Annotated in this window: 18 protein-coding genes; 13 read left to right on the top strand and 5 right to left on the bottom strand. The window is 64.0% G+C overall.

The features are described from left to right. Positions 1-14: 14 nt before the first annotated feature. Positions 15-1,424: a WS/DGAT/MGAT family O-acyltransferase gene (locus tag F6B93_RS06225; protein WP_211698316.1), complete on the bottom strand. Its 1,410-nt coding sequence runs from the start codon at positions 1,422-1,424 to the stop codon at positions 15-17. A gap of 184 nt (positions 1,425-1,608) precedes the next feature. Between F6B93_RS06225 and F6B93_RS06220 the strand changes: the two genes are divergently transcribed. Beyond that, positions 1,609-2,598 carry an Acg family FMN-binding oxidoreductase gene (locus F6B93_RS06220; RefSeq protein ID WP_211698315.1) on the top strand — a complete coding sequence of 330 codons (990 nt, stop codon included), beginning with the start codon at positions 1,609-1,611 and terminating at the stop codon, positions 2,596-2,598. A gap of 4 nt (positions 2,599-2,602) precedes the next feature. Here the strand turns inward: F6B93_RS06220 and dosR are convergent, their stop codons facing one another. Then, positions 2,603-3,253, bottom strand: coding sequence for a hypoxia response regulator transcription factor DosR/DevR (gene dosR, locus F6B93_RS06215; protein ID WP_211698314.1), 651 nt, complete (start codon positions 3,251-3,253; stop codon positions 2,603-2,605). Positions 3,254-3,721: 468 nt separating this feature from the next. Between dosR and F6B93_RS06210 the strand changes: the two genes are divergently transcribed. From F6B93_RS06210 to F6B93_RS06200, 3 genes are all read left to right on the top strand, one after another. Continuing rightward, entirely contained in the window at positions 3,722-4,855 is a 1,134-nt protein-coding gene (locus F6B93_RS06210; RefSeq protein ID WP_211698313.1) for a PPE family protein, read from the top strand. A 762-nt stretch (positions 4,856-5,617) separates the two neighbouring features. Further along, positions 5,618-6,730, top strand: a complete 1,113-nt coding sequence (locus F6B93_RS06205) for a PPE family protein (RefSeq protein WP_211698312.1) — start codon at positions 5,618-5,620, stop codon at positions 6,728-6,730. A 996-nt stretch (positions 6,731-7,726) separates the two neighbouring features. Beyond that, positions 7,727-8,869, top strand: coding sequence for a PPE family protein (locus F6B93_RS06200; RefSeq protein WP_211698311.1), 1,143 nt, complete (start codon positions 7,727-7,729; stop codon positions 8,867-8,869). Between the two features lie 8 nt (positions 8,870-8,877). Here F6B93_RS06200 and F6B93_RS06195 read toward each other — a convergent pair whose 3' ends face one another. Next, complete coding sequence (locus F6B93_RS06195) at positions 8,878-9,210, bottom strand: hypothetical protein (protein WP_211698310.1); 333 nt, start codon at positions 9,208-9,210, stop codon at positions 8,878-8,880. Positions 9,211-9,316: 106 nt separating this feature from the next. Here F6B93_RS06195 and hisN point away from each other — a divergent pair, with 106 nt between their 5' ends. The 4 genes from hisN (at position 9,317) to F6B93_RS06175 (ending at position 14,379) form a co-directional block, all read left to right on the top strand. Then, entirely contained in the window at positions 9,317-10,099 is a 783-nt protein-coding gene (hisN, locus tag F6B93_RS06190; protein ID WP_211698309.1) for a histidinol-phosphatase, read from the top strand. A gap of 184 nt (positions 10,100-10,283) precedes the next feature. Then, on the top strand, positions 10,284-11,717 hold the full coding sequence (locus tag F6B93_RS06185) for an acyl-CoA dehydrogenase family protein (RefSeq protein WP_211698308.1): 1,434 nt from the start codon (positions 10,284-10,286) through the stop codon (positions 11,715-11,717). Between the two features lie 29 nt (positions 11,718-11,746). Next, positions 11,747-12,952, top strand: a complete 1,206-nt coding sequence (locus F6B93_RS06180) for an acyl-CoA dehydrogenase family protein (RefSeq protein WP_211698307.1) — start codon at positions 11,747-11,749, stop codon at positions 12,950-12,952. 200 nt (positions 12,953-13,152) lie between these two features. Continuing rightward, complete coding sequence (locus tag F6B93_RS06175; RefSeq protein WP_211698306.1) at positions 13,153-14,379, top strand: PE family protein; 1,227 nt, start codon at positions 13,153-13,155, stop codon at positions 14,377-14,379. On the opposite strand, the gene F6B93_RS06170 is transcribed toward F6B93_RS06175, so the two are convergent. Beyond that, positions 14,264-14,812, bottom strand: coding sequence for a glycoside hydrolase family 18 protein (locus F6B93_RS06170; protein ID WP_211698305.1), 549 nt, complete (start codon positions 14,810-14,812; stop codon positions 14,264-14,266). The two genes, F6B93_RS06175 and F6B93_RS06170, sit on opposite strands and share 116 nt — an antisense overlap. A gap of 73 nt (positions 14,813-14,885) precedes the next feature. Continuing rightward, on the bottom strand, positions 14,886-21,230 hold the full coding sequence (locus tag F6B93_RS23370; RefSeq protein WP_281426139.1) for a cellulose binding domain-containing protein: 6,345 nt from the start codon (positions 21,228-21,230) through the stop codon (positions 14,886-14,888). 631 nt (positions 21,231-21,861) lie between these two features. Here F6B93_RS23370 and F6B93_RS06150 point away from each other — a divergent pair. The 5 genes from F6B93_RS06150 (at position 21,862) to F6B93_RS06130 (ending at position 26,892) form a co-directional block, all read left to right on the top strand. After that, positions 21,862-22,164, top strand: coding sequence for a helix-turn-helix domain-containing protein (locus F6B93_RS06150; protein WP_211698304.1), 303 nt, complete (start codon positions 21,862-21,864; stop codon positions 22,162-22,164). Positions 22,165-22,325: 161 nt separating this feature from the next. Then, on the top strand, positions 22,326-23,297 hold the full coding sequence (locus F6B93_RS06145; RefSeq protein WP_211698303.1) for an NADPH:quinone oxidoreductase family protein: 972 nt from the start codon (positions 22,326-22,328) through the stop codon (positions 23,295-23,297). Positions 23,298-23,384: 87 nt separating this feature from the next. After that, positions 23,385-24,488 carry a homogentisate 1,2-dioxygenase gene (locus tag F6B93_RS06140; protein ID WP_211698302.1) on the top strand — a complete coding sequence of 368 codons (1,104 nt, stop codon included), beginning with the start codon at positions 23,385-23,387 and terminating at the stop codon, positions 24,486-24,488. Between the two features lie 2 nt (positions 24,489-24,490). After that, a complete protein-coding gene (locus tag F6B93_RS06135) occupies positions 24,491-25,684 on the top strand; it encodes an alpha/beta hydrolase (protein ID WP_211698301.1) in 1,194 nt (397 codons plus the stop codon). Further along, positions 25,681-26,892, top strand: coding sequence for a CaiB/BaiF CoA transferase family protein (locus F6B93_RS06130; protein ID WP_211698300.1), 1,212 nt, complete (start codon positions 25,681-25,683; stop codon positions 26,890-26,892). The genes F6B93_RS06135 and F6B93_RS06130 overlap by 4 nt, the downstream gene beginning before the upstream one ends. The last annotated feature ends 2 nt before the right edge of the window (positions 26,893-26,894 follow it).

The raw sequence follows: 26,894 nt of genomic DNA, 5'->3' as shown, positions 1-26,894 counted from the left end.
CCCCAGATTAGCTACTACACAACCAGAGTGAGAGCGCCGCGTCGGCGCGGTTTCCGGCGCCCCTTGCTGATCTCGACCAATCGGGCGATCGCGACTTCGATTCCCCGGGCAAGCTGGTCGGCATCGGCTACCACGTCGTAGTCGGCCAAGACTCCGAAGAAGAAGTCATCGGCGTAGCTGAGCATCGCAACGGCAGTTCGCAATTGCATCGCGATCGGCGGCACCGGGTACAGACCAACCACCCGCCTGCCCATGATCTCCATCGGTTGGCGCGGACCTGGCACATTGGTTGCCACTGTGACGACACCGCGCTGCGGCAGCCGCATCAAGAGCCTGAAGGCCCATGCCGTCAGCGGGAAGGGAATCAGGTTGGTGATCGACATGAACAGATTCCCTGCTTGAGTCTGCCCGCCTGCCTTGGTCTGCTTCAGCCGGGAGTGCACCATGCGCAGTCGCTGAATCGGGTCCGCCTGGTGCACCGGGAGGTACGGCAGCATCAACGACACCCGGTTATCGGTCTTGCTCAACGCACGGGTGGATCGCACCGAAACCGGCACCAGGGTGCGAAGGGAATCGGGGCGGGGCCGCTCACCACGCCGGATCAACATCGTGCGGTAACTTTCCGTAATCGCAGCAAGTGCAACGTCATTGATGGTGACGTCAAACTTTCGACACACTTGGTCGATGTCGGCGCGGGAAACCCGTGCCCCGCTGTAGCGACGCAGATCGCCTATTGGTCCGTTCAACGACGAAGTCCCCGGGCGTAACAATCCAGCGGCGATCTCGGCGGCACCCTGGGCCACACGGGCGAAGCCTGCCGTAGCAGCCGTCGACGCCTTCCATAGCCCGCCCATCATGACCACCGGGCTTAGCGGATTCCTACCGCTTCCGCCCTGCGCCGCACTCGCGGATTCCGGTCCACTGGGGTGGAGGTCGGTGGCAAAGCTCTCGCTGATGCCGCTATCGGACAACCCCGCGAGGACGTGGGTCGCCGCGATTCCGTCAGCCATGCAATGGTGGAGTTTCGTCAGGATCGCCCACTTGCCCTCCGCCAGGCCTTCGATGACCCAGATCTCCCACAGGGGTCGATCTCTGTCCAAACGCCGAGACATCAAATCGGCGATCAGCCCGAACAGCTCGTGGTCGTCCCCGGGCCGCGGCAGCGCGGTGCGCCGTATGTGCCGGCCCAGGTCAAAGTCTGGGTCGTCGACCCATTCGGGTGCACCGAGGTCGAGGGGGTGCAACAGCAACCGCTGCCCAAACCGAGGGCAGCCACGAATCCGTCCGGCAAGCGACGACAACACGGCGTCGTAGTCGGGAGTCGGCCCCTGAATGACCGCCAGTCCCCCGATGGCGAGACTCACGTGCCGATCCGCGTCTTCTGCCTGAAGGAAACCCGCATCGAGTGTGCTCAAGTGACTCATTGCTGGCGGCCTCCCCGGGACATCTAGGGACATCGAGAACCCTCAGTAGCACTATCCGTCGATGACGCATGCGACGGCAGGGCCGGAAGTCCCTCGTCCCCGAGGGCTTCGGGCTCTGCCGCTGCCGTTGCCATCACCTGATGCTTGAGTGCACGAACTTGCCGACAGGAAAGAGGCGCCATCCATGAACGCCCAATTCCCGGCCACTGACACCCTCAGCACCGTCCTCACGCTGGCCATTCGGGCACCGTCGATCCACAACACGCAACCGTGGCTGTGGCGAGTGCGGGCCAGCAGCCTTGACTTGTACTCAGAACCGGAAATGCAGCTGCTCAACACCGATCCCGATGGACGGGACTTGATCATCAGCTGCGGTGCGGCTCTACATCACTGTGTCGTCGCACTGGCGGCGATGGGCTGGCACGCGAAGGTGCATCGGCTCCCCGATTCCGAAGACCCGCGCCACCTGGCCACCGTCGAGGTTGCCCCACAGATCCCCGACCAATCCGACATCGCGTTGGCGGCGGCCATACCGCGACGGCGAACCGATCGGCGGACCTACAGTTCCTGGCCGGTGGCCGGCGGCGACATCGCCTTACTTGCTGCCCGGGCAGCTCGCAGTGGCGTGATGCTGCGTCAAGTCGACTCGCTCGACGCCATGCGCAGGATTGTCGCGCAGGCTGTCGGGGACCACGCAGCCAACGACGACTACGTCCGCGAGCTCACTGCGTGGAGTGGGCGATACAGTTCGGTGGCTGGAGTTCCGGCCCGTAGCGCGCCCCGCTCCGAACCGGCTGCGCCCATCCCCGGTCGCGTGTTCGCTGGACCCGGTCTGGCTCAGCCGTCCGGCGTAGCACCGACCGAAGACAGCGCCGCGCTCCTGGCACTAGGTACCGAGAACGACGACAGGCTGGCGCGTTTGCGCGCCGGGGAGGCCACCAGTGTCGTCTTACTCACGGCGACAGCGATGGGGCTGGCCTGCTGCCCGATCACCGAACCCCTGGAGATCCAACAAACGCGTGACGCGGTCCGCGCCGACGTGTTCGGGGCTGGCGGGTACCCGCAGATGCTGCTCCGCGTGGGCTGGGCGCCGATCAATGCCGATCCGTTGCCATCGACTCCACGGCGCGGACTTTCTCAGGTCGTCGAATGGCCCGCCGAGGCGACCGCGTAGGTGCCTATTCGTTGCCGGATGGTTGGGAGCGCTTGAGTTCCGCGGCAAAGACCGCAGCTTGCGTCCGGCGTTCCATACCCAGTTTGGCCAACAGGCGGGACACATAGTTCTTGACCGTCTTTTCGGCCAGGAACATCCGGTTGGCGATCTGCTTGTTCGTCAACCCCTCACTGAGCAAACCGAGCAACGTGCGTTCCTGGTCGGTGAGGCCGGACAACGGGTCGTGCTTCTCGGTGGCGCCCCGCAATTTCGCCATCAATGCCGCCGCAGCCCGATTGTCGAGCAGCGACCGCCCGGCGCCGACCTCTTTCACGGCGTTCGCCAATTCCATTCCCTTGATGTCTTTGACGACATATCCACTGGCTCCGGCGAGGATGGCGTCCAGCATTGCCTCGTCGGACGTGTACGACGTCAAGATCAGACAACGCAGCTCGGGCATGCGGGACAACAGATCACGGCACAGTTCGATGCCGTTGCCGTCCGGCAATCGGACGTCAAGAACCGCGACATCGGGGCGGGCGGCGGGAATCCTCGCCATTGCCTCCGCTACCGATCCCGCCTCACCGACAACGTCGAGTTCTGCATCTGCCCCGAGCAAGTCGATGAGGCCGCGCCGAACGACCTCGTGGTCGTCGACCAAGAAGACCTTTACCACCGCACCATCTCCGAGATCCGACGAGCACTACATGTTGGTAGAACGTATCGCGAACGCGCAACGCGTTGCGTCGTAGGTCCGATTGTAGGTCCTGCTATCGGCCCGATGGCCTCCAGCTGCTGCGGCGCCTGGCGTCGGAGTGTTGCGCATTTCAACCATTTTGTCCGCAATTTCACAGCTGATGCTCAGAACTCATTTAAATTCGCCGTGATTGAAAGTCTCTGAGCCTCCATTTCCCAATTCCAGCTGATCCCATTCCCAACTTTCGCGATGCGGCACCCGTTATCCACTTGTACACTGACTGCTGCCCGACTTACCTTGAATATCAACAGGTATCGAGTGGCCCGTGGTCGAAGCGCGCCAATTTCGTGGAACCGATCGTCACTATAAAAGGAGCCAGCGCCGGCTCTTCTCACTCACTTAGGCCGGTAGCACGGCCTAATCCGGCCAGTTAGGTGCTGTGAAGTAATGAATTATGCGTTCTTGCCGCCGGAGGTCAATTCTGCGCGCATGTACGCCGGTCCGGGTTCGAGTTCGATGTTGGCTGCCGCGGGAAACTGGGATCAGCTTGCCGCCGAATTGGCTTCCGCAGCCGAGAACTACAACTCGGTGACTGCAAGCCTCACCGGCATTCATTGGTGGGGTCCGGCGTCCCAATCGATGCTGGCCACAACGGCTCCGTTCGTGGGGTGGCTGGAGGTGACCGCCACCCAGACCAAGCAAACCGCCAACCAGGCCAGAGCGGCAGCGGCGGCGTTCGAGCAGGCCTACGCGATGACGGTGCCCCCGACGGTGGTCGCGGCCAACCGCGCCGCGCTGAAATTATTGATCTCGTCAAATATCTTGGGGCAGAACACCGCAGCTATCGCGGCGACGGAGGCGGAGTATGCCGAGATGTGGGCTCAGGACGCTGCCGCGATGTCCGGTTACGCCACCAACTCGGTGGCTGCCACCCAGCTGACGCCGTTCTCCCCTCCACAGCAAACGACTAACGCTGCCGGGTTGGCGGCTGGGAGCACGGCGGTCAATCAGGCCGCCAACTCCGCTGCGGCTACGCCAACGGCTTTGTCAAAGCTGGCTTCAACACTGTCTCAGGCGCTGCAGGCGGTCCAGTCCTGGCCACACGTCCTTCCCGACGACTTCACCATTTTGGACGCGATATTCGGTGTTTACGCGACGATCGGCGTGTCGCAAGACATTGAGTCGTTTTGCGCGGGAATCATCGGGGCCGAGAACAGCCTCGGACTCTTGGGCGGCGCAGACAATCCGGCGGAGCTGGTGCCGGGCGGGCTCGGTCCGGTCTTCTCAGCAGCCGAAACTGGGGGTGGTGCACAGCTCGTCAACGCGGTTTCCGCAGGTATGGGCCGGGCGGGCTCGATCGGGCCGTTGTCCGTGCCAGCGTCGTGGACCGCGCCGTCGACCGGCCCGGTCACGGCATTGTCGGGCAGCGGCTTGACCACCCTCCCCGGCACTGACGCGGGCGAGCCCGGCTCGGCAGCGGCTCCTGGGATTCCAGTGGGAACGATGAAGCGCGCCTCGAGCGTTGTGCCCCGCTACGGGGTCCGGCTGACGGTGATGTCGCGTCCTCCCGCCGCCGGGTAATTTCCTGCATCGGCAGCAATGGACGAAAAGGCACAGTTCGCGCTGCGACTATTACGCGACGACAACGTCGCACCCAATGTGCAGCGAACTGATCCGGGGAATCTACCAACTCAATCGACGCGCGCTACCGACGTCGTGTGATTCGGCGATGTGATAAATCGTTAAACCCCAGGAGTTCACCGAACATCCGCGAGGAGTTCACCGCTTCCGGATGCGGCGCACCGCGACCGTTTGCAAGTTTAGATACACGCTGCAACCGAAGGTAGTCCACGATGCCCTTTGCGCACGCCTGGATACCAATCCCGTTAGCGTCCAACACGAACCCGCATGTGCGCACGCCATGCCGCCCCATCCCGCCGCCCGCCGATGAGGTCCCTCGTCAACCCACTGAACACGCAGCCAGAATGCCATCACACGACCGCAACCCCGACCGTGCGATCAGGGCGCGAGCCACCGTCGTTCGGTCGCCACACATCGCCATATGACCTGGGCCACAGCAATTTTGACTGGTCAACTTGGCCCGCGAGGCCATCGTGGCCCTCTCGTCGTGGTGAACGCGGTTGGGCCGCGCCTCGACGCCGGACTCCCACCTTGATAAGCGACTCCAACCGCCAGCGGCCACGCAATAGTCAGGAGGACTAACCAAATCCACCACCCGAACCTCCGAACGTGGGGAACCGGTTGATCGACCATCACATACCAAGGCTCGACGCAGTACCGACCCTCATCGCACATCAAATCTAGTTAAGGAGATGTAAAACAATGGATTTCGCGCTCTTACCGCCGGAGGTCAATTCGGCCCGGATGTATACCGGGCCAGGCTCGGCGTCAATGTTGGCCGCCGCCGGCACCTGGGACGTCCTCGCCGCCGAGTTGAGCACGACTGCCGAGGCCTACGGATCGATTCTTGCGGGTCTCGCCACTCTGAACTGGCGTGGGCCAGCATCCGAGTCGATGGCAGCGACGGCGGCTCCGTATGTGGGTTGGCTCTACGCGACCGCTGAACAGACGCGGCAGACGGCCATCCAGGCTACTGCTGCGGCGGCGGCGTTCGAACAAGCTTATGCGATGACTGTCCCGCCACCAGCTGTCGCGGCAAACCGAGCGCTGCTGCTCACGTTGATCGCGACGAACTTTTTTGGCCAGAACACCGCAGCGATTGCAGCCGCCGAGGCGGAGTACGCCGAGATGTGGGCCCAGGACGCCGTCGCGATGTACGGATACGCCACGAGCTCGGCGGCGGCGACGCAGTTGACGCCGTTCGCCTCGCCGCAACAGACCACCAATCCTGCCGGGCTGGCGGCCCAGAACGCCGCAGTCAACCACGCTGCCTCCAGTGCAGCCGCTATGGACCCGTTGTCGCAGATAGTCTCCAACCTGAACCAGTTCATACCCGGGCTTCCCAACCTCGTCCCCGAAGACTTCACCATCCTTGACGAAATGTTCGCCGTGTTCGCTACGGCCAGCGCGAGCCAGGACATCCAGTCGATGATCAGTGGAATCATTGGGACCGAGAACACCTTGGGCATAATTCCCGACCACGTGTTCGCGAGCGCTATTTCGGCCGACGCGGGGCTTGTATCGGCGGCCAACCAAGCCGGCATGTCGGGCGCGCGCGGTGCAGTGCTGGCCAGCGCCGGCCGGGCCGGCACGATCGGTCAGCTCTCGGTCCCGGCCAGCTGGGCCGCACCGTCGACGCGCACCGTCGCGGCACTATCGCCGGCCGGCCTCACGACACTGCCGGGGACAGAAGTAGCCGGACACGGTACGCCCATAGCCGGGATGCCAATCGGGCAAGCCAACCGCGCCTCGGGCGTCCTGCCCCGATACGGTGTCCGGCTGACGGTGATGGCACACCCGCCAGCGGCCGGGTAGCCGGAAGGCGGCTCCGGTGGCGCGATTCTCCCGCTATCGGGGTTCTCAACTCGCTGTCGCGATTCCTCGAGGTGGCTCGCGTTGGGAACAACGGACGCAAACCGCATAGATCGCGTTGCGCCGCTGACGACGAGGAGCCAAACGCAAATTCAGCCCAATCGCGTGCGCCATCACCATAGCGTGGGCGGCTTTGACGATCCTGATGCTTGATCGCATCACGATGCTCACTTCGGTTGCCCGTTGCCTCATCCGAGGATGCCCAGTTCTTGGCGCGGGGGGATCTTGCGGCGGCCGTCCGCCGTAGCGCCCTGCCGGCTGACTCGAGTCCGAAAAACCTTCTCCTAGCGACCCACCAACCGCCCGGTCCCCTGCCGACGGACCGCCAACGACAACTCCGTCCCCGATCGTCGCCCGCGGGCATACCCAGATGAGGCAACGAATCGCCCACGCGGGCATGAGAAATGAGTCAACGGGGCGATACCTCGAATTCGGGCAGTTCGCTTACCATCCGCCAGTGGTTCGGCTAACATCCGCTAGGAATTCACTAGTACCCGGACGCGGCGCGCCACGACCGTTTGCGAGCTTAGATACACGCTGCAAACGAAGGTAGTCCAACATGTCCTTTGCGCACGCCTGGGTACGAATTCCTTTGGTGTCCAAGTGGATCCCGCGTTCACGCGCGCCACGCCACACTCCCGCGGGGCCGCCGGGCAACGGCACTTCTCACGAGACGCTAGCCGAAAGCCGCCATATGACTTGGGCTGCAGCAATTTTGACCTCGCAATGCGATGCGCGGGGTCTCCGAGAAGCAGCCCCGCCGCTAAGCGCCGCGCCACAATCCAGCAGCAGCGCGACAGCCAGGAGGACCCACTACACGATTACCTAGATAGCGAAAATTACTGGAAGACAAACTTGATCGACCATCGCACGCCTGAAGATCGGCGTTGTGCAGAACCCTGATCACACAAACCATGCTAGTTAAGGAGATGCAACACAATGGATTTCGCGCTCTTACCGCCGGAGGTCAATTCCGCTCGGATGTATACGGGACCGGGATCGACGTCAATGCTGGCCGCTGCGGGCACCTGGGACGCCCTCGCCGCCGAGTTGAGCACAACCGCCGAGACCTACGGATCGATTCTCTCTGGCCTCACCACCTTGAACTGGCGTGGACCAGCATCCGAGTCGATGGCGGCCACGGCGGCTCCCTATGTGGGTTGGCTCTACGCGACCGCCGAACAGACACGACAGACCGCTATCCGGGCCACGGCGGCAGCGACCGCCTTTGAGCAAGCCTATGCGATGACGGTGCCACCACCGGTGATCGCGGCAAACCGCGCGCAGCTGCTCACGCTGATCGCGACGAACTTTTTCGGTCAGAACACCGCAGCGATCGCGGCCACCGAGGCACAGTACGCCGAGATGTGGGCCCAAGACGCCGTCGCGATGTACGGCTACGCCACCAGCTCGGCGGCGGCGACACAGTTGACGCCGTTCTCCTCCCCACAGCAGACCGCCAACCCGGCCGGGCAGGCCGCTCAGGCCGCCGCCGTCAACCAGGCTTCCGCCAGCGCAGCCGCCACCGACGCGCTGTTGCAGTTTATTGAGGCAGTATCCCAAACGCTCCAAGCACTGCCGACGTCCCTCGGCATCTTCCCCGGCACACCCCCTGAAGATTTGCTCCTTGGCTTCTTTGACGAGATATTCGCTAGTTTCGCCGCGGTCGCCATGGTCAAGAATGTGCAGAGCTTCGTCAGCGGACTCATTTCGAGTGAGAAGGACTTGGGCATCTTGCCGGCTGCCGCCAGCCTGAATGCAGCGAATCTCGCCTCGTTGCCCGCGAGCGGTCCGGCTGCCGAGTTGTCGGGCGTGGGCGCGCGCGGTGCGGTGCTGGCCAGCGCCGGCCGGGCGGGCTCGATTGGGCAGCTCTCGGTGCCGGCCAGCTGGGCCGCACCCTCAACGCGCACCGTCGCGGCATTGTCGCCGGCCGGCCTTACAACCCTGCCGGGGACCGAGGTCGCCGGCCACGGCACCCCCATCGCCGGAATGCCTATCGCGACAGCCAACCGCGCCTCGGGCGTGCTGCCCCGATACGGAGTCCGCCTCACGGTCATGGCACACCCACCAGCAGCCGGGTGACCCGCTGCCTAGCCGGCCGGCGGCTCAGGCGGTGCAAAATTCCAGTTATCGGGATTCTTTGGCGAATAGACGACCGGAAGCATCTGACCAACGGTCGGCCATTGGTCGGCACCGACGGCCATGCGCCGATACACGGCGTGTTCACTGACCGTCGGTCCGTTGATGATTCCGGCAATGGTCACGTACTGCTCCTCGCCGGCGTCGGGGGGCTGACTCACGCCGGTCACCAACAGCGTGCCGCTGGCCACGGCACCGCGTGGGCCGCGCGGAAACAACCGCGGGGCAACAAGTACTACCAGCACCGCCACCAAGATGAGCAGCACGCCAAATTCCCATCCCACGTCGCCATGGTAGGACTTCTGACATGAACCGCGCCGGCGACGCAGTAGGGCCACCGCCCGCCCGCTGCAGTGGGGGTACCACCCACTGGTGGGGGAGGCGGCCCCGATGATCCACGACGATCTCCACCTCGGCTTGGCGCTGGCCGACCGCGCGGACGCGCTGACACGCGCCCGATTCGGCGCACTCGACTTGCGCATCGACACCAAGCCCGATCTGACCCCGGTGACCGACGCCGACCAGTCGGTTGAATCCGACTTGCGCGAGGCGCTCACGCGCGACCGGCCGGGAGACGATGTCGTCGGCGAGGAATTCGGCGGGACGCCTACGTTCACCGGTCGGCAGTGGATCATCGACCCGATCGATGGCACCAAGAACTTCGTGCGCGGAGTGCCGGTGTGGGCCAGCTTGATTGCGCTGCTCGACGACGGTGTCCCGGCAGTTGGCGTGGTAAGTGCGCCGGCGTTGCAACGACGGTGGTGGGCCGCACGCGGTCAGGGCACGTTCGCAGCAGTCGCCGGCGGGCAGCCGCGGCGATTGTCGGTCTCGGCGGTGGCGAATCTGGATTCGGCGAGCCTGTCGTTCTCCAGTCTGTCGGGTTGGGCGCACCGCGGGGTGCGCGAAAACTTCATCGGACTGACCGATGCCGTGTGGCGCGTGCGCGGCTACGGCGACTTCCTGTCTTACTGCTTGGTGGCCGAGGGAGCAGTCGACATTGCCGCCGAGCCGGAGGTGTCGGTATGGGATCTGGCGGCGTTGGACATCCTCGTGCGTGAGGCAGGCGGGCAATTCACCAGCCTGGAGGGCGCTGCCGGACCCCACGGCGGAAGCGCGGTGGCAACCAACGGCCTACTCCACGAAGACGTGCTCACGAGGCTTAACGCCGGGTAGCGTGCCAAGACTGGGACATCGCCAAGTCGAGCGAGATCGACACCCTCGCCAGCGCCGCCAGCCCGGCGGTTACCGGCACTGACCAGCCCGTCTGGGGTGTGAATTAGTTAACACGGCCCTACCTATCTTACTCCGGAGTAAGATAGAGTTATCCGCATCGCCCCAACAAGCCGAGGCTGCTGAGATGACCAACACACTTCCTACTCCAACTCCCACTGCTGATTCGTCGTCAGACCGGTCGCCCTTGCGCGCCCGACGACGTGGCCGCAAGACTGGGGTCGGGCTGTCGCGGCACAAAAGGACCGGAATTGATGTCGCACTTGGGCTGCTTACGCCGATCGTCGGTCAGGACTTCTTGGACAGATACCAAATACGCGATCCGCTCAACCGAGCCCTGCGCTACGGCGTCAAGACGATGTTCTCCACCGCCGGCGCCACCACCCGCCAGTTCAAGCGGATCCAGAGCCTGCGCGGCGGACCGACCCGGCTCAAGTCCAGCGGCCGCGACTACTTCGACCTAGCACCCGACGACGACCAGAAACTGATCGTCGAGACCGTCGACGAATTCGCCGAGCAAATTATTCGACCCGCTGCCCATGACGCTGACGAAGCGACGACGTACCCGCCAGACCTGATCGCCAAGGCCGCAGAGCTGGGCATCACCGCCATCAGCATCCCCGAGGAATTCGACGGCATCGCCGAACACCGCTCCAGCATGACCACCGTGCTGGTCGCCGAGGCCCTGGCATACGGCGACATGGGGCTTGCACTGCCAATTCTGGCGCCCGGAGGCGTCGCGTCTGCGCTAACACATTGGGGCAGCGCCGATCAGCAGGCCACCTTCCTGAAAGAGTTCGCCGGCGACAATGTCCCGCAGGCCTGCGTGGCCATCGCCGAGCCTCAGCCCCTGTTCGACCCCACCCGACTGAAGACTACGGCGGTGCGCACCCCATCCGGGTACCGCATCGACGGGCTGAAGTCGTTGGTGCCGGCAGCGGCCGAGGCCGAACTCTTCATCGTCGGCGCGCAACTCAACGGCAAGCCAACACTGTTCATCGTCGAGTCATCCACCGAGGGCCTGACAGTAAAGCCCAACCCAAGCATGGGGATTCGCGCCGCAGCCCTGGGCCAGGTCGAGCTGTCCGGCGTGTCCGTGCCGCTGAGCGCCCGGCTTGGGGAACAAGATGCGCCCGACACCGACTATGCAACCGCCTACTCGGAGGCGATCGCCATGGCTCGGCTGGGCTGGGCGGCGCTGGCGGTCGGTACCTCGCACGCGGTGCTCGACTATGTCATCCCCTATGTCAAAGAGCGCCACGCCTTCGGCGAACCCATCGCCAATAGGCAAGCGGTGGCGTTCATGTGCGCAAACATCGCCATTGAGTTGGACGGCCTGCGGCTGATCGCTTGGCGCGGCGCATCACGAGCCGAGCAGGGCCTTCCATTCGCCCGTGAAGCCGCGTTGGCGAAACGCCTCGGCGCCGAAAAAGGCATGCAAATAGGCCTCGACGGCGTACAGCTGCTTGGCGGCCACGGCTTCACCAAGGAGCACCCCGTCGAACGCTGGTATCGCGATCTGCGTGCTATCGGCGTGGCCGAGGGCGTCGTCGTCATCTGAATCCATACCTGAGAACCGAAAGATCAATCATGGCAATCAATCTGGAGCTCCCCCGCAAGTTGCAGGCGGTAATAGTCAAGACGCATCAGGGCGCCGCGGAGATGATGCGCCCGATCGCCCGCAAGTACGACCTGAAAGAGCACGCGTACCCCGTCGAACTCGATACCCTGATCAATCTGTTCGAGGGTGCTTCCGATTCGTTCCACTTCGCCGGAGCGGATTCGCTGCGTGACGAGGACGAACGCAAGGACGAGAACCACAACGGCGCCAACATGGCCGCACTGGTACAGACGATGGAAGCCAGCTGGGGCGACGTCGCAATGATGCTGTCACTGCCCTACCAAGGCCTGGGCAACGCGGCCATCTCCGCGGTCGCCACCGACGAACAGTTGGAGCGTCTGGGCAAGGTGTGGGCCGCCATGGCCATCACCGAACCGGACTTCGGGTCGGACTCGGCCGCGGTGTCAACGACCGCCACCTTGGACGGCGACGAGTACGTGATCAACGGCGAAAAAATCTTTGTCACCGCTGGTTCGCGTGCCACTCACATCGTCGTGTGGGCCACGCTCGACAAGTCTCTCGGCCGCCCCGCGATCAAGTCGTTCATCGTGCCGCGCGAGCACCCCGGCGTGACGGTCGAGCGGCTCGAACACAAGCTCGGTATCAAGGGTTCCGACACCGCGGTGATCCGCTTCGACAATGCCCGCATCCCCAAGGGCAACCTGCTGGGCAACCCGGAAATTGAAGTCGGAAAGGGCTTTTCGGGGGTAATGGAGACCTTCGACAACACCCGGCCTATCGTTGCCGCCATGGCCGTCGGGATTGGCCGCGCCGCGCTGGAGGAAATTCGCAAGATCCTCACCCACGCCGGGGTGGAGATCGATTACGACAAACCGTCGCACGCCCAGAGTGCCGCCGCCGCCGAGTTCCTGCGCATGGAAGCCGATTGGGAGGCCAGCTACCTGCTCTCCTTGCGCGCGGCTTGGCAGGCCGACAACAGCATCCCCAACTCGAAAGAGGCGTCGATGAGCAAGGCCAAGGCCGGCCGGATGGCCAGCGACGTAACTCTGAAGAGCGTCGAATTGGCAGGAACAACGGGCTATTCCGAGCAGACGCTCTTGGAGAAGTGGGGCCGCGACTCCAAGATCCTGGACATCTTCGAAGGCACCCAGCAGATCCAGCAGCTGGTGGTCGCCCGCCGATTGCTTGGATTGTCGTCGTCCGAGCTCAAGTAGCGTCAGGGTGCACCGGAGCACTTCCTGAAGGTGGGAGAGCATCGGCGAGGTCAACCGGTAGGGGTTCTGCCGGGGTGAGTTGCCGCGCAGAATACGCGTTTCGGCCGATGTAGTTCACCCGACTGGATCCCATAGTCATATAGCGCCGCCTCCGGGCGCGCAGCACATGGCTTCGGTGATGACCTAGAGCGAGGTGTTCAATGTCGTTTGTCAGTGCGGCACCGGAACCGATAGCCGCAGCAGCCTCCGATCTGGCCCGCATTGGCTCGTCGCTGAGTGCCGCAAATTCGGCAGCGGCGGGCCAGACCACGGGGCTGTTGGCGGCCGGTACCGACGAGGTGTCGGCAGCTATAGCGGCGCTGTTCGGGGAATACGCGCAGGCCTATCAGGCGGCCGGCGCCCAAGCGGCGACGTTTCATGAGCAATTCATGCAAGCCCTGACCGCCGGTGCGGGCTCCTATGCCAGCGCCGAGGCCGCCGCCGCGGCACCATTGCAGGGCTTGCTGGATCTGATCAATGCGCCCACTCAGCAGCTATTGGGACGCCCGCTCATCGGCAACGGCGCGAACGGAGCCCCGGGGACCGGGCAAGCAGGCGGGGCCGGCGGGCTCTTGTTCGGCAACGGCGGGGCCGGCGGGTCCGGCGCAACCGGCCAAGCCGGGGGCGCTGGCGGGGCTGCGGGGCTGTTCGGCACGGGCGGGGCTGGCGGTGCCGGCGGCGACTCCGGAAATCTTCAGGGCGGGTCCGGCGGTGCCGGTGGTGCCGGCGGGCTGCTGTGGGGCGCTGGCGGCATTGGCGGGGCCGGCGGCGCCGGAGGTGGGGCTGGTGGCACCGGTGGGGCCGGCGGGCTCTTCAGCTCGGGCGGGTCCGGCGGCACTGGCGGGTTCGGCATCGGCGACGAGCCTGCCGGCGACGGGGGAATAGGCGGGGCCGGCGGGCTGTTCGGCTCGGGCGGCGACGGCGGCAACGGCGGGTCCGCGACTCAGGTCGGCGCCGGCGGGAACGGAGGCGCAGGCGGGGCTGGCTGGTTGCTCGGCAACGGCGGCGACGGCGGCGACGGCGGCAGCGGCTCCACCACCGGCATGGGCGGCTCCAGCGGAGACGGTGGGGCCGGTGGCAACGCCGGCCTGCTCTACGGCAACGGCGGTACCGGCGGTACCGGCGGGTTTGGCGGGAGCGGGTTACCCGTTTTCGGCGGAGCCGGCGGCGGCGGTGGAGCCGCCGGGCTTATCGGCAACGGCGGCGCCGGGGGCGCCGGGGGGGCCGGCGTAGGGCCGGGCGGTGACGGTGGGGACGGCGGCAACGCTGTGTTCATCGGCAACGGCGGCAACGGCGGCAACGGCGGTAGTGGGGACGTGAACGGTGCTGGCGGCACCGGCGGCACGGGCGGGCTGCTGGGCGTGAGCGGGCTTGACGGGTTGTCGTAACCGGGCGGGCCATCGCCGCGGGATTAGCGATACCGCTGCCATGGGGAGTCACCGAACCCAACTGCCCCGTCGCGTCACGAGCCACCGACCACATCGACAGCTCACCAACACCCTTCTCCTGAGCGAACGTCACCAACTGCTGGGCATCATCAACTGACCATGCAGCGATCGCCTGCGCCTGCCTGGTCAACACCGGCTTATTGGCCTGCATCCCGCCCTCGACATCAAAGTCGAACTTGTGAATCCCGAAGGTGTCCACTATCAACCTCAACTGCGCCGCCAGCACCGTGGCATCGGCAGCGGGCTCACCACCAGCACCACTGACAATGAACGCCAGCGTGCCGTCATCGATACCCGCAGCAGCCAAGTCCGCATAGTTCGGCGGCGGCCACAACGTCACATCAATGTAGGGAGAAAACTCCCCAACCGGCACCCCACCGCTACTACCATCGCCGGGACGGATACCACCGCCACCACTACTGCCACCGGTGTCGGTGCCGCCGCTGTCACCACCGTCCGGGCGGGCCGTCGGTCATGGGACCACCACCGGTGCTTTCATCGAACTGGTCGAAGATCCGAGCGAAGTCAAACGGATCTTGTTCGATACCGCTGCCATGCGGTGTCACCGAGCCCAACTGCCCCGTCGCGTCACGAGCCACCGACCACATCGACAGCTCACCAATACCCTTCTGCTGAGCGAACGTCACCAACTGCTGGGCATCCTCGGCGGTAAACACCTCACTTTGGACATCGTTGATGCCGATCATCGGCGTCACCCCGACCTTGGCCCATGCCTCCTCAGCCGACAGCGACGGATCCATCGCCATCAACTGACCATGCAGCGACTCCGCGGCCTGGATCGCCAAACCCCCGATATCCGGGTTAGAACCGGAGAAATAGTCGCCGTAGTTCATCGCCATGATGTTGACCCGGGTGACGTCCACACCGGCATCGTTAGCGATCTCAAGCACCCCCAACCCATGCGGGGTCAACCCCGTCGGCAACACCGGCAACGTGTACGACACCTCTATCGGCGGGCCACCCGCAGCGGCCTGCTCGACCTGCAATATCGCGATCGCCTCCGCCTGCCTGGTCAACACCGGCTCATTGGCCTGCATCCCACCCTCGACATCAAAGTCGAACTTGTGAATCCCGAAGGTGTCCACTATCAACCTCAACTGCGCCGCCAAGACCGTGGCATCGGCCGCGGTATAGGCCAGATCCACACCATTGGCACCACCGAACGAGATCGTGGGATCGATACCCAGGCTTTGCATCTCTGCGATCTGCGAGGTGATAAACGGATCATTCAGCGAATACACCCCACCCCAGGCCGGGTCGCCACCGGCACCGCTGACAATGAACGCCAGCGTAGCGTCATCGATCCCCGCCGCAGCCAAGTCCGCATAGTTCGGCGGCGGCCACAACGTCACATCAATGTAGGGAGAAAACTCCCCAACCGGAACCTCACCAGCACCACCACCAGAACCGCTACCCGAGCCACCACCGTCACCACCACCAGAACCACTACCCGAACCACTACCCGAACCGCCGCCGTCACCACCACCAGAACCCGAACCACCGCCGTCACCACCACCAGAACCCGAACCACCGCCGTCACCACCACCGGTGACCGGCTCTCCGTTGATCACCACATTCGTCGGCTCCCACGCGGCGCCACCCTGCGTGCCCTGGAACCCAACGGTGACCGAGCCACCGGGCTCAATCGTTTGCGTCCACGACTGCGGAGTCACCACATAACCGGTATCCGACTCAACAATCTGCCCGTTCCACAAACTGGTGATGGATTCGCTTGCCGGCACATCGAACTCCAACTGCCAACCAGACACAGCGGTATCACCGGAATTCGTGATCGTGTAACTACCCACGAACCCGCCATCCCACTGCGAACCCACCACAAACTCACCCACTACACCGCTGGCGTCACCACCACCGGAACCCGAACCACCGCCGGAACCACCACCAGAACCACTACCCGAACCGCCGCCGTCACCACCACCAGAACCCGAGCCGCCGCCGTCACCACCACCAGAACCCGAACCGCCGCCGTCACCACCACCGGAACCGCCGCCGTCACCGCCAACAATGCCTTCGTCGTACAGATCGAAGATCCGGGAGAACTCAAAGGGGTCTTGTGCGATACCGCTGCCATGGGGAGTCACCGAACCCAACTGCCCCGTCGCGTCACGAGCCACCGACCACATCGACAGCTCACCAACACCCTTCTGCTGAGCGAACGTCACCAACTGCTGGGCATCCTCGGCGGTAAACACCTCACTTTGAACATCATTGATACCAATCATCGGCGTCACCCCGACCTTGGCCCACGCCTCCTCAGCCGACAGCGACGGATCCATCGCCATCAACTGACCATGCACCGACTCCGCGGCCTGAATCGCCAAACCCCCGATGTCAGGATTGGCGCCAGAGAAAAACTCGCCGTAGTTCATCGCCATGATGTTGACCCGCGTCACCTCCACACCGGCCTCACTAGCGATCTCCAACACCCCCAACCCATCCGGAGTCAACCCCGTCGGCAACACCGGCAACGTGTAGGACACCTCCACCGGAGTACCCGCAGCAGCCATCTCGGCCTGCAACAACGCAATCGCCTCCGCCTGCCTGGTCAACACCGGCTCATTGGCCTGCATCCCACCCTCGACATCAAAGTCGAGTTTGTAGATCCCAAAGCTATTGACCACCGACCGCAACTGCGCCGCTAACACCGTCGCATCGGCCGCGGTAAACGCCAGATCCACACCATTGGCACCACCGAACGAGATCGTGGGATCGATACCCACGCTTTGCATCTCAGCGATCTGCGAGGTGATAAACGGATCATTCAGCGAATACACCCCACCCCAGGCCGGGTCGCCACCGGCACCGCTGACAATGAACGCCAGCGTAGCGTCATCGATCCCCGCAGCAGCCAGATCCGCATAGTTCGGCGGCGGCCACAACGTCACATCAATGTAGGGAGAAAACTCCCCAACCGGAACCTCACCACCACCGGAACCGGAACCAGAACCACCACCATCACCACCACCAGAACCACCACCATCACCACCACCGGAACCCGAACCGCCGCCGTCACCACCACCAGAACCGCTACCACCGTCACCACCACCAGAACCGCTACCACCGTCACCACCACCAGAACCCGAGCCACCGCCGTCACCACCACCGGTGACGGGCTCTCCGTTGATCACCACATTCGTCGGCTCCCACGCGGCGCCACCCTGCGTGCCCTGGAACCCAACGGTGACCGAGCCACCGGGTTCAATCGTTTGCGTCCACGACTGCGGAGTCACCACATAACCGGTATCCGACTCAACAATCTGCCCGTTCCACAAACTGGTGATGAATTCGTTTGCCGGCACATCGAACTCCAACTGCCAACCAGACACAGCGGTATCACCGGAATTCGTGATCGTGTAACTACCCACGAACCCGCCATCCCACTGCGAACCCACCACAAACTCACCCACTACACCGCTGGCGTCACCACCACCGGAACCCGAACCACCGCCGGAACCACCACCAGAACCACTACCCGAACCGCCGCCGTCACCACCACCAGAACCCGAACCGCCGCCGTCACCACCACCAGAACCCGAACCGCCGCCGTCACCACCACCGGAACCGCCGCCGTCACCGCCAACAATGCCTTCGTCGTACAGATCGAAGATCCGGGAGAACTCAAAGGGGTCTTGTGCGATACCGCTGCCATGGGGAGTCACCGAACCCAACTGCCCCGTCGCGTCACGAGCCACCGACCACATCGACAGCTCACCAACACCCTTCTGCTGAGCGAACGTCACCAACTGCTGGGCATCCTCGGCGGTAAACACCTCACTTTGAACATCATTGATACCAATCATCGGCGTCACCCCAAGCTTGGCCCACGCCTCCTCAGCCGACAGCGACGGATCCATCGCCATCAACTGACCATGCACCGACTCGGCCGCCTGAATCGCCAAACCCCCGATGTCAGGATTGGCGCCAGAGAAAAACTCGCCGTAGTTCATCGCCATGATGTTGACCCGCGTGACCTCCACACCGGCCTCACTAGCGATCTCCAACACCCCCAACCCATCCGGAGTCAACCCCGTCGGCAACACCGGCAACGTGTAGGACACCTCCACCGGAGTACCCGCAGCAGCCATCTCGGCCTGCAACAACGCAATCGCCTCCGCCTGCCTGGTCAACACCGGCTCATTGGCCTGCATCCCACCCTCGACATCAAAGTCGAGTTTGTAGATCCCAAAGCTATTGACCACCGACCGCAACTGCGCCGCTAACACGGTCGCATCGGCCGCGGTAAACGCCAGATCCACACCATTGGCACCACCGAACGAGATCGTGGGATCGATACCCACGCTTTGCATCTCAGCGATCTGCGAGGTGATAAACGGATCATTCAGCGAATACACCCCACCCCAGGCCGGGTCGCCACCGGCACCGCTGACAATGAACGCCAGCGTAGCGTCATCGATCCCCGCAGCAGCCAGATCCGCATAGTTCGGCGGCGGCCACAACGTCACATCAATGTAGGGAGAAAACTCCCCAACCGGAACCTCACCACCACCGGAACCAGAACCCGAGCCACCGCCGTCACCACCACCAGAACCGCTACCACCGTCACCACCACCAGAACCTGAGCCACCACCGTCACCACCACCAGAACCACCGCTACCCGAGCCACCGCTACCCGAGCCACCGCCGTCACCACCACCAGAACCCGAACCGCCGTCACCACCACCAGAACCCGAGCCGCCGCCGTCACCACCACCGGAACCGCCGCCGTCACCGCCAACAATGCCTTCGTCGTACAGATCGAAGATCCGGGAGAACTCAAAGGGGTCTTGTGCGATACCGCTGCCATGGGGAGTCACCGAACCCAACTGCCCCGTCGCGTCACGAGCCACCGACCACATCGACAGCTCACCAACACCCTTCTGCTGAGCGAACGTCACCAACTGCTGGGCATCCTCGGCCGTAAACACCTCACTTTGAACATCATTGATACCAATCATCGGCGTCACCCCGACCTTGGCCCACGCCTCCTCAGCCGACAGCGACGGATCCATCGCCATCAACTGACCATGCACCGACTCCGCGGCCTGAATCGCCAAACCACCGATGTCAGGATTGGCGCCAGAGAAAAACTCGCCGTAGTTCATCGCCATGATGTTGACCCGCGTCACCTCCACACCGGCCTCACTAGCGATCTCCAACACCCCCAACCCATCCGGAGTCAACCCCGTCGGCAACACCGGCAACGTGTAGGACACCTCCACCGGAGTACCCGCAGCAGCCATCTCGGCCTGCAACAACGCAATCGCCTGCGCCTGCCTGGTCAACACCGGCTCATTGGCCTGCATCCCACCCTCGACATCAAAGTCGAGTTTGTAGATCCCAAAGCTATTGACCACCGACCGCAACTGCGCCGCTAACACCGTCGCATCGGCCGCGGTAAACGCCAGATCCACACCATTGGCACCACCGAACGAGATCGTGGGATCGATACCCACGCTTTGCATCTCAGCGATCTGCGACGCGATAAACGGATCATTCAGCGAATACACCCCACCCCAGGCCGGGTCGCCACCGGCACCGCTGACAATGAACGCCAGCGTAGCGTCATCGATCCCCGCCGCAGCCAGATCCGCATAGTTCGGCGGCGGCCACAACGTCACATCAATGTAGGGAGAAAACTCCCCAACCGGAACCTCACCACCACCAGAACCAGACCCAGGACCACCACCATCACCGCCACCAGAACCACTACCCGAACCACCACCGTCACCACCACCAGAACCGCTACCCGAGCCGCCGCCGTCACCACCACCGGTGACGGGCTCTCCGTTGATCACCACATTCGTCGGCTCCCACGCGGCGCCACCCTGCGTGCCCTGGAACCCAACGGTGACCGAACCACCGGGTTCAATTGTTTGCGTCCACGACTGCGGAGTCACCACATAACCGGTATCCGACTCAACAATCTGCCCGTTCCACAAACTGGTGATGGATTCGTTGGCCGGCACATCGAACTCCAACTGCCAACCAGACACAGCGGTATCACCAGAATTCGTGATCGTGTAACTACCCACGAACCCGCCATCCCACTGCGAACCCACCACAAACTCACCCACTACCCCGCTGCCCCCCGCGCCAGTGGCGGCGCCGGTTACGGCGCCGTCGCCAGCGGCAACGGCGCTGGCGACAACACCGCTGTTAGTGGGATTGGCGCTGGCGACGGCGCCGCTGTTAGTGGGATTAGCGCTGGCGACGGCGCCGCTGCTGGTGGGGTTGGCGGTGGCGACGACACCGGCGCCACTGGCACCGGCGGTGGCGGCCGCACCGCCGCTACTAGAACCAGCACTGCCGGTTGCACCGCCGCCGGTAACACCAGCGCTGGCGGCACCGCCGCTAGTGGCACCGGCGCTCGCGGCTTCGCCACTGGTCGTGGCACCTCCACCGCCGCCGGCGGTGGCCGCAGGCGCTCCGCCGAGCGCTTCCCGCGCGGCCCCCAACAGCGGCGATGCGTTGGCGGCTTCCGCGAGCGCGTACGACTCCGAGCTCGCCGCCAAGGTCCGCACCAAGCGGGCTTGGAAGGCTGCGACCTGGGAACTCAAGGCTTGATATTCCTGCGCCTGCGTGCGGAACAACGCCGCGATGGCCGCCGACACCTCGTCCGCCGCGGCTGCCATCACCCCTGTCGTCTGACTCGCCACCGCAGCGTTCGCTGCGTTAACAATCGAGCCGATCCCGGCGATATCCATCGCCGCCGCGACTAGCGAACCCGGTGCGGCAACCACATATGACATGCCCCATCCCTTCGATCACAACCAGATAACGGACTTACAATTTCCCTACACCAACGGTCATTCACTGACGTATAACAAAAACATCACAGGCTCATCACGACCGTACGTTGCCACAAAATCTTCGGGCTTTCAATAAGCTGGGGTATGTGAGTTTTCCCGTACGCACCCTACGACGGCATAAACCGACAGCGCTCTACAACCCTGGCATTGTATTCCACTCTCTCCGTTGGCCGTTCGGCCAATCTGGAGCACGCGACCACCCTTTGGCCGCTCTCGCGATCGCAGTCCCGAGCCGGTGATCGCACCTCTCGAGTTGTGGTCACGAATCGCCGATAAAACCTACGGCGCCGTAGGATAAAGAGCTACAGCGATCTACGGTGACGTATGTTGGCGCACATATAACGAGTTGATCCCGGAAGGACATGAAAGGCCATCGAACCGGATCCGTGGGCGCATCCCCAGCTGGTGCGCCCGTTGTCTTGTACACCTTCGCTCCGCAGCCTATGGTGATCGCCGACGGCGACAAACAAGAACATTAGAAACGCCAGAACGACGACATCGTGATCGCCCAAGCTGGATAGAATTCGGACCTTCCGACACTCCCTAGAGGCAGGAAAGGACGTAGGAAGCAATGACCACGCTTCGGGACTGGCTCGCGCAGCGACCTGTAGTTCGGGCCGCAGTCGAGACGCACAAGACCCCCACGCGTGGCGAGCTGCGTGCGCTCGCCCTCAAAGAGCTGCGAGAGGACCAGAACCTAACCCAGACCCAACTCGCGGACATATTGCAGGTCAGCCAGAACCGGATAAGCGCCTTCGAGCGCGGCCAGGTCGAACGCGCCCAAATCGACACATTGCGCCGGTACATCGAAGCGCTCGGCGGGCGCCTGCGCGTTGAAGTCGACCTTGGCGACAGGCGCATCAAGATCGCCTGATCCACAAACCAACACCTGTTCAGCGCGCGCGACCAACTCCGGCCGCGCCAACGGCGCAACCGCGCCGACATGGGCGTCGGCGGCGCGTTCTAGATTGAGGCCCTAAGGGATGTCCGGGGCCATACCGAACTACCCGGCCCCCGGCTGACAACGGAGGTGGCATGCGCGCAGCAATGGTGACTCGACTAGAAGGTCCCGACGCAATCGAAGTGACGGAAGTCGACGAACCCGCCGGTGACGGCGTGGTGGTCGACGTGCACGCGGCCGGAGTGGCCTTCCCGGACGCTCTCCTCACGCGCGGCCTCTACCAGTACCGACCGAAACCGCCCTTCGTGTTGGGGGCTGAGATCGCGGGCGTCGTTCGATCGGCGCCAGCCGACGCACACGTGGGTCCCGGCGACCGTGTTGCCGGACTGACCATGCTCACCGGCGGCATGGCCGAAGTAGCGGTACTGTCGCCCGACCGAGTGTTCACGCTGCCCGACAACGTCAGCTTCGAAGCGGGCGCCGGCGTGCTGTTCAACGACCTGACCGTGTATTTCGCGCTCACCGTCCGCGGCCGGCTCCAGCCCGGCGAGACAGTGCTCGTGCATGGGGCCGCCGGCGGAATCGGAACGTCGGCACTGCGCCTGGCTCCCGCCCTCGGGGCGTCGCGCACCATCGCGGTGGTCAGCACCGCACAGAAGGGTGAGATCGCGACGGCGGCCGGCGCAACCGATGTGGTGTTGACCGATGGCTTCAAGGACGCGGTCAAAGAGTTAACAGACGGCCGCGGCGTTGACATCGTCGTCGACCCGGTGGGCGGCGACCGGTTCACCGACTCCCTGCGCTCACTTGCCCCCGCGGGCCGGTTGTTGGTTGTCGGCTTCACCGGCGGCGAAATTCCTACCGTGAAGGTAAACCGGCTGCTGCTCAACAATATTGACGTGATCGGCGTTGGCTGGGGGGCCTGGGCCGGAGTTCACCCCGGCGCGCTGACCGAACAATGGGTCGCACTCGAGGAACTGCTCAGCTCAGGCCAGCTGCCCCCTCCGGAGCCCATCGTCTATCCGTTGGACCAAGCCGCGGCCGCGGTCGCATCTCTGGAGAATCGCGCCGCCAAGGGAAAGGTCGTACTGCGCATCCGCGACTAGGCAGCGCGCCATCGGCAGTACCTTGCGGCCGCCCGAAAGAAAAAGTAATGTCACTTTTAGTTTTGTGAGACTGCCCGGGAGCAAGCCATGGAATCCTTCGTCCACCTGCGAAAAGGCAAAACGCCACGGCGCCTGCATGCCGACCTCAACGGGCTCATGGACGATGAGCTGGGGCGAGGCGGCTTCACGGGACGGACCGCGAACATCTACCGCCGCCACGATCCCACCGCCTACCGTGCGATCGGTCCACTGCGCCCGATCGACGTGCTATCCAGCGAGCTAGAGCCCACCGACGCCACCGACGCCAACGGCGGCCCGCTGCGAATGTTCAGCAACGCCGACTGCCGCATCATGCTCAGCCGCCGCAGCGACCCGATGCCCTTCTACACCCGCCATGTCGACGGTGACCTGTTGTGCTTCGTCCACCGAGGCGCCGGTCTGGCCCAAACCGAGTTCGGAGAGCTGAGCTACCGGGAGGGTGACTGGCTCTACATCCCGAAAGCCTGCACCTGGCGTCAGGTGCCGGAGCGCGAGACGACATTGCTGATGATCGAGGCCAGCGACGAGTTTCGGATACCGCCACCGGGCTCGCTGGGGCGCCACTTTCCCTTCGATCCCTCGCAAGCGACCATCCCCGAACCCGCCCCCATGGCGGACGACCCGCTCCAACCAGGTCTCGACGAATACGAAGTCCGACTCGTCCACGAAGGTGGCCCGACAACGCTCTTCTATCAACACAATCCAATGGATGTCGAAGGCTGGCGCGGCGACAACTTCGCGTTCAGCTTCAACATCGACGACTACAACGTCATCACCTCCGATAGTGTTCACCTGCCCCCCACCGTGCATCTGTTCATGCAGGCAGCCGGTGTCTACGTGATGAACTTTCTGCCCAAACCCGCCGAGGGCGTGCCCGGCACCGAACGCACTCCCTGGTATCACCGCAATGTCGACTACGACGAGATCGCGTTCTTCCATGGCGGTTCGCTGTACGGCATTCCGATGCCGCCGGGTTTGATCTCCCATGCGCCGCAAGGGGTTCATCATGGCGCACCCGAGAAGGCACGGGAGCGTGCCCGCCGCAAGTTCGATGAGTATGCGCGGGTGGACTGGCAAGTCATCGCCATCGATACCCGCCGAAGACTGACGCCATCGGCCGAGGTGCTCGCACACCAGCTGGGACATCACTAGCCATGGGAGACGCCCAGGTTGTACGGCACGAATACGAGCGGATCCCCTATCTCGTTGCCTTCCAGAACCATTCCGGTGTCCGCGATGTCTACGGCGGGCTTGCCGAAATTACGGTGCTGGAAAGCTTTCTGCTCAAGCCGACAGATAGGCCGTCAGACACCGTTGTGGTATTCATGCACCCGATCGGCGGGGGCGCTTATCTGCCGATGATCAATGCGCTGGCGCGGGCCGGCCACCATGTCATCTATTGCAACAGCAGATTCCGCGGCACCGACACAGCGCTCTTGATGGAGAAGGTCGTCGAGGATCTGGGTGAGTGCATCAAAGACGCCAAAACCCGCCTGGGTTACCAACGGGTGGTCCTCGGCGGCTGGAGCGGTGGCGGCTCGCTGTCGGTGTTCTACCAGCAGCAGGCCCAGCATCCGACCGTCACGTCGAGCCCATCCGGCGACGGCCCTGACCTCACCGCGCTGGACTTGCCAGCTGCTGACGGCATCATGCTGCTCGCCGCCCACATCAGCCGGCATGGCACGCTGACCGAATGGCTGGACGCGTCCATCCTCGACGAGTCCGACCCCACCAAGCGCGATCCGGAGCTCGATCTTTACCATCCCGACAACCCCAACCAACCGCCGTACAGCCCCGAATTTGTGACCCGCTACCGGCAGGCCCAAGTCGACCGCAACCGCAGAATCACGGCGTGGGTCAAGAAGAAACTCGCCGAACTGTCTGCTCAAGGACGCCCGGATGACGAGTTCGGATTCGTCGTCCACGGGACCATGGCCGACCCCCGCTGGCTCGATCCGGCAATCGATCCCAACGAACGCACCCCCGGCACCTGCTACCTCGGTGAACCCCAACTGGTCAACATGAGCCCAGTTGGGCTGGCCCGCTTCTGCACGCTGCGCAGCTGGCTGTCGCAATGGAGTTACGACGACGCTCACGGCGACGGCGTGGTCTGCGGGCGAGATCTGGTGATCCCGGCGCTGGTCATCGGTAACCTAGCCGACAACGCCTGCACGCCCAGCCATACCCGACGGCTTTTCCAGGCCATTGGTCATCCTGACAAGGAGATGTACGAAATCCCCGGTGCCACACACTATTACGCTGGCAGCGACCAGCGCGACAAGCTGCGGCAGGCTGTCGACATTGTCACCGACTGGCTGATCCGCCACGACTTCGCGAGGGCCGAATGACTACCGAGTGTGCCGGACCGCTCGATGGAATCCGCGTGCTCGAGCTCGGAACCCTGATCGCCGGACCGTTCGCCGGCCGGCTGTTGGCTGATATGGGCGCCGACGTCATCAAGGTGGAGCCGCCTGGTGCGCCGGACCCATTGCGAAACTGGGGGCAGGCCGAACTCGACGGGCACCACGTCTTCTGGACGGTGCATGCCCGCAACAAACGGGCCATCACGCTCGACCTGCGTCGGCCCCGCGGGCGGGATCTGTTCCTGGATCTCGTCGATCGGTCCGACATCGTGGTGGAGAATTTCCGCCCGGGCACGCTGGAGAAGTGGGACCTGGGCTACGACGTACTCAGCGAACGCAACCCGGGCATCATTCTGGTCCGGGTCTCGGGCTACGGACAAACTGGACCTGACTCGCACAAGGCCGGGTACGCCTCGGTCGCCGAAGCGGCCAGCGGACTACGTCACCTCAATGGATTCCCCGGCGGGCCGCCGCCGCGACTCGCGTTGTCGTTGGGAGACAGTCTCGCCGGCATGTTCGGCGCTCAGGGCGCCTTGGCGGCGCTGTACCGTCGCGGCATCACCGGCCGGGGCCAAGTTGTCGACGTCGCGCTCACCGAATCGTGCCTGGCGGTACAAGAATCCACGATCCCGGACTACGACGTCGGCGGCGTAGTGCGCGGACCGTCCGGAACCCGGCTGGAGGGCATTGCGCCATCGAATATCTACCGCAGCGCGGACGGGTCTTGGGTCGTCATCGCGGCCAACCAGGACACCGTGTTCGTCCGACTGTGTCATGCGATCGGGCGCCCGGAGCTGGCCACCGATGACCGGTTCGCCACCCACGGTGCCCGCGGCCGCAATCAAGACGAACTCGACAAGATCATCGGCACGTGGGCCGTCGAGCGGCAATCGGGCGACATCATCGAATCGCTTTCCGCCGCTGGCGTGATCGCCGGACCAATCAACACCGTCGCCGAGGTGGTCAACGACGCACAGTTGCGGGCCCGCGGCATGCTCGTCGACCACTACGACGAACGAGTCCAGCGCGACGTTCTAGGACCCGGAATCGTGCCAGTGCTCTCCGAATCCCCAGGCCGCGTTCGCAATGCCGGCCCAGCGCACCCGGGCCAGCACAACGACGAGATCTATCGGGGTCTGCTGGGCAAGACACCGGCGGAACTCAACGAGTTGCGCACTGAGGAGGTGCTGTGAAT

This window comes from Mycobacterium spongiae, from assembly GCF_018278905.1.
In the GTDB taxonomy this organism is placed as follows: Bacteria; Actinomycetota; Actinomycetes; order Mycobacteriales; family Mycobacteriaceae; genus Mycobacterium; species Mycobacterium spongiae.
This window is presented reverse-complemented; position numbering and strand designations above follow the sequence as displayed.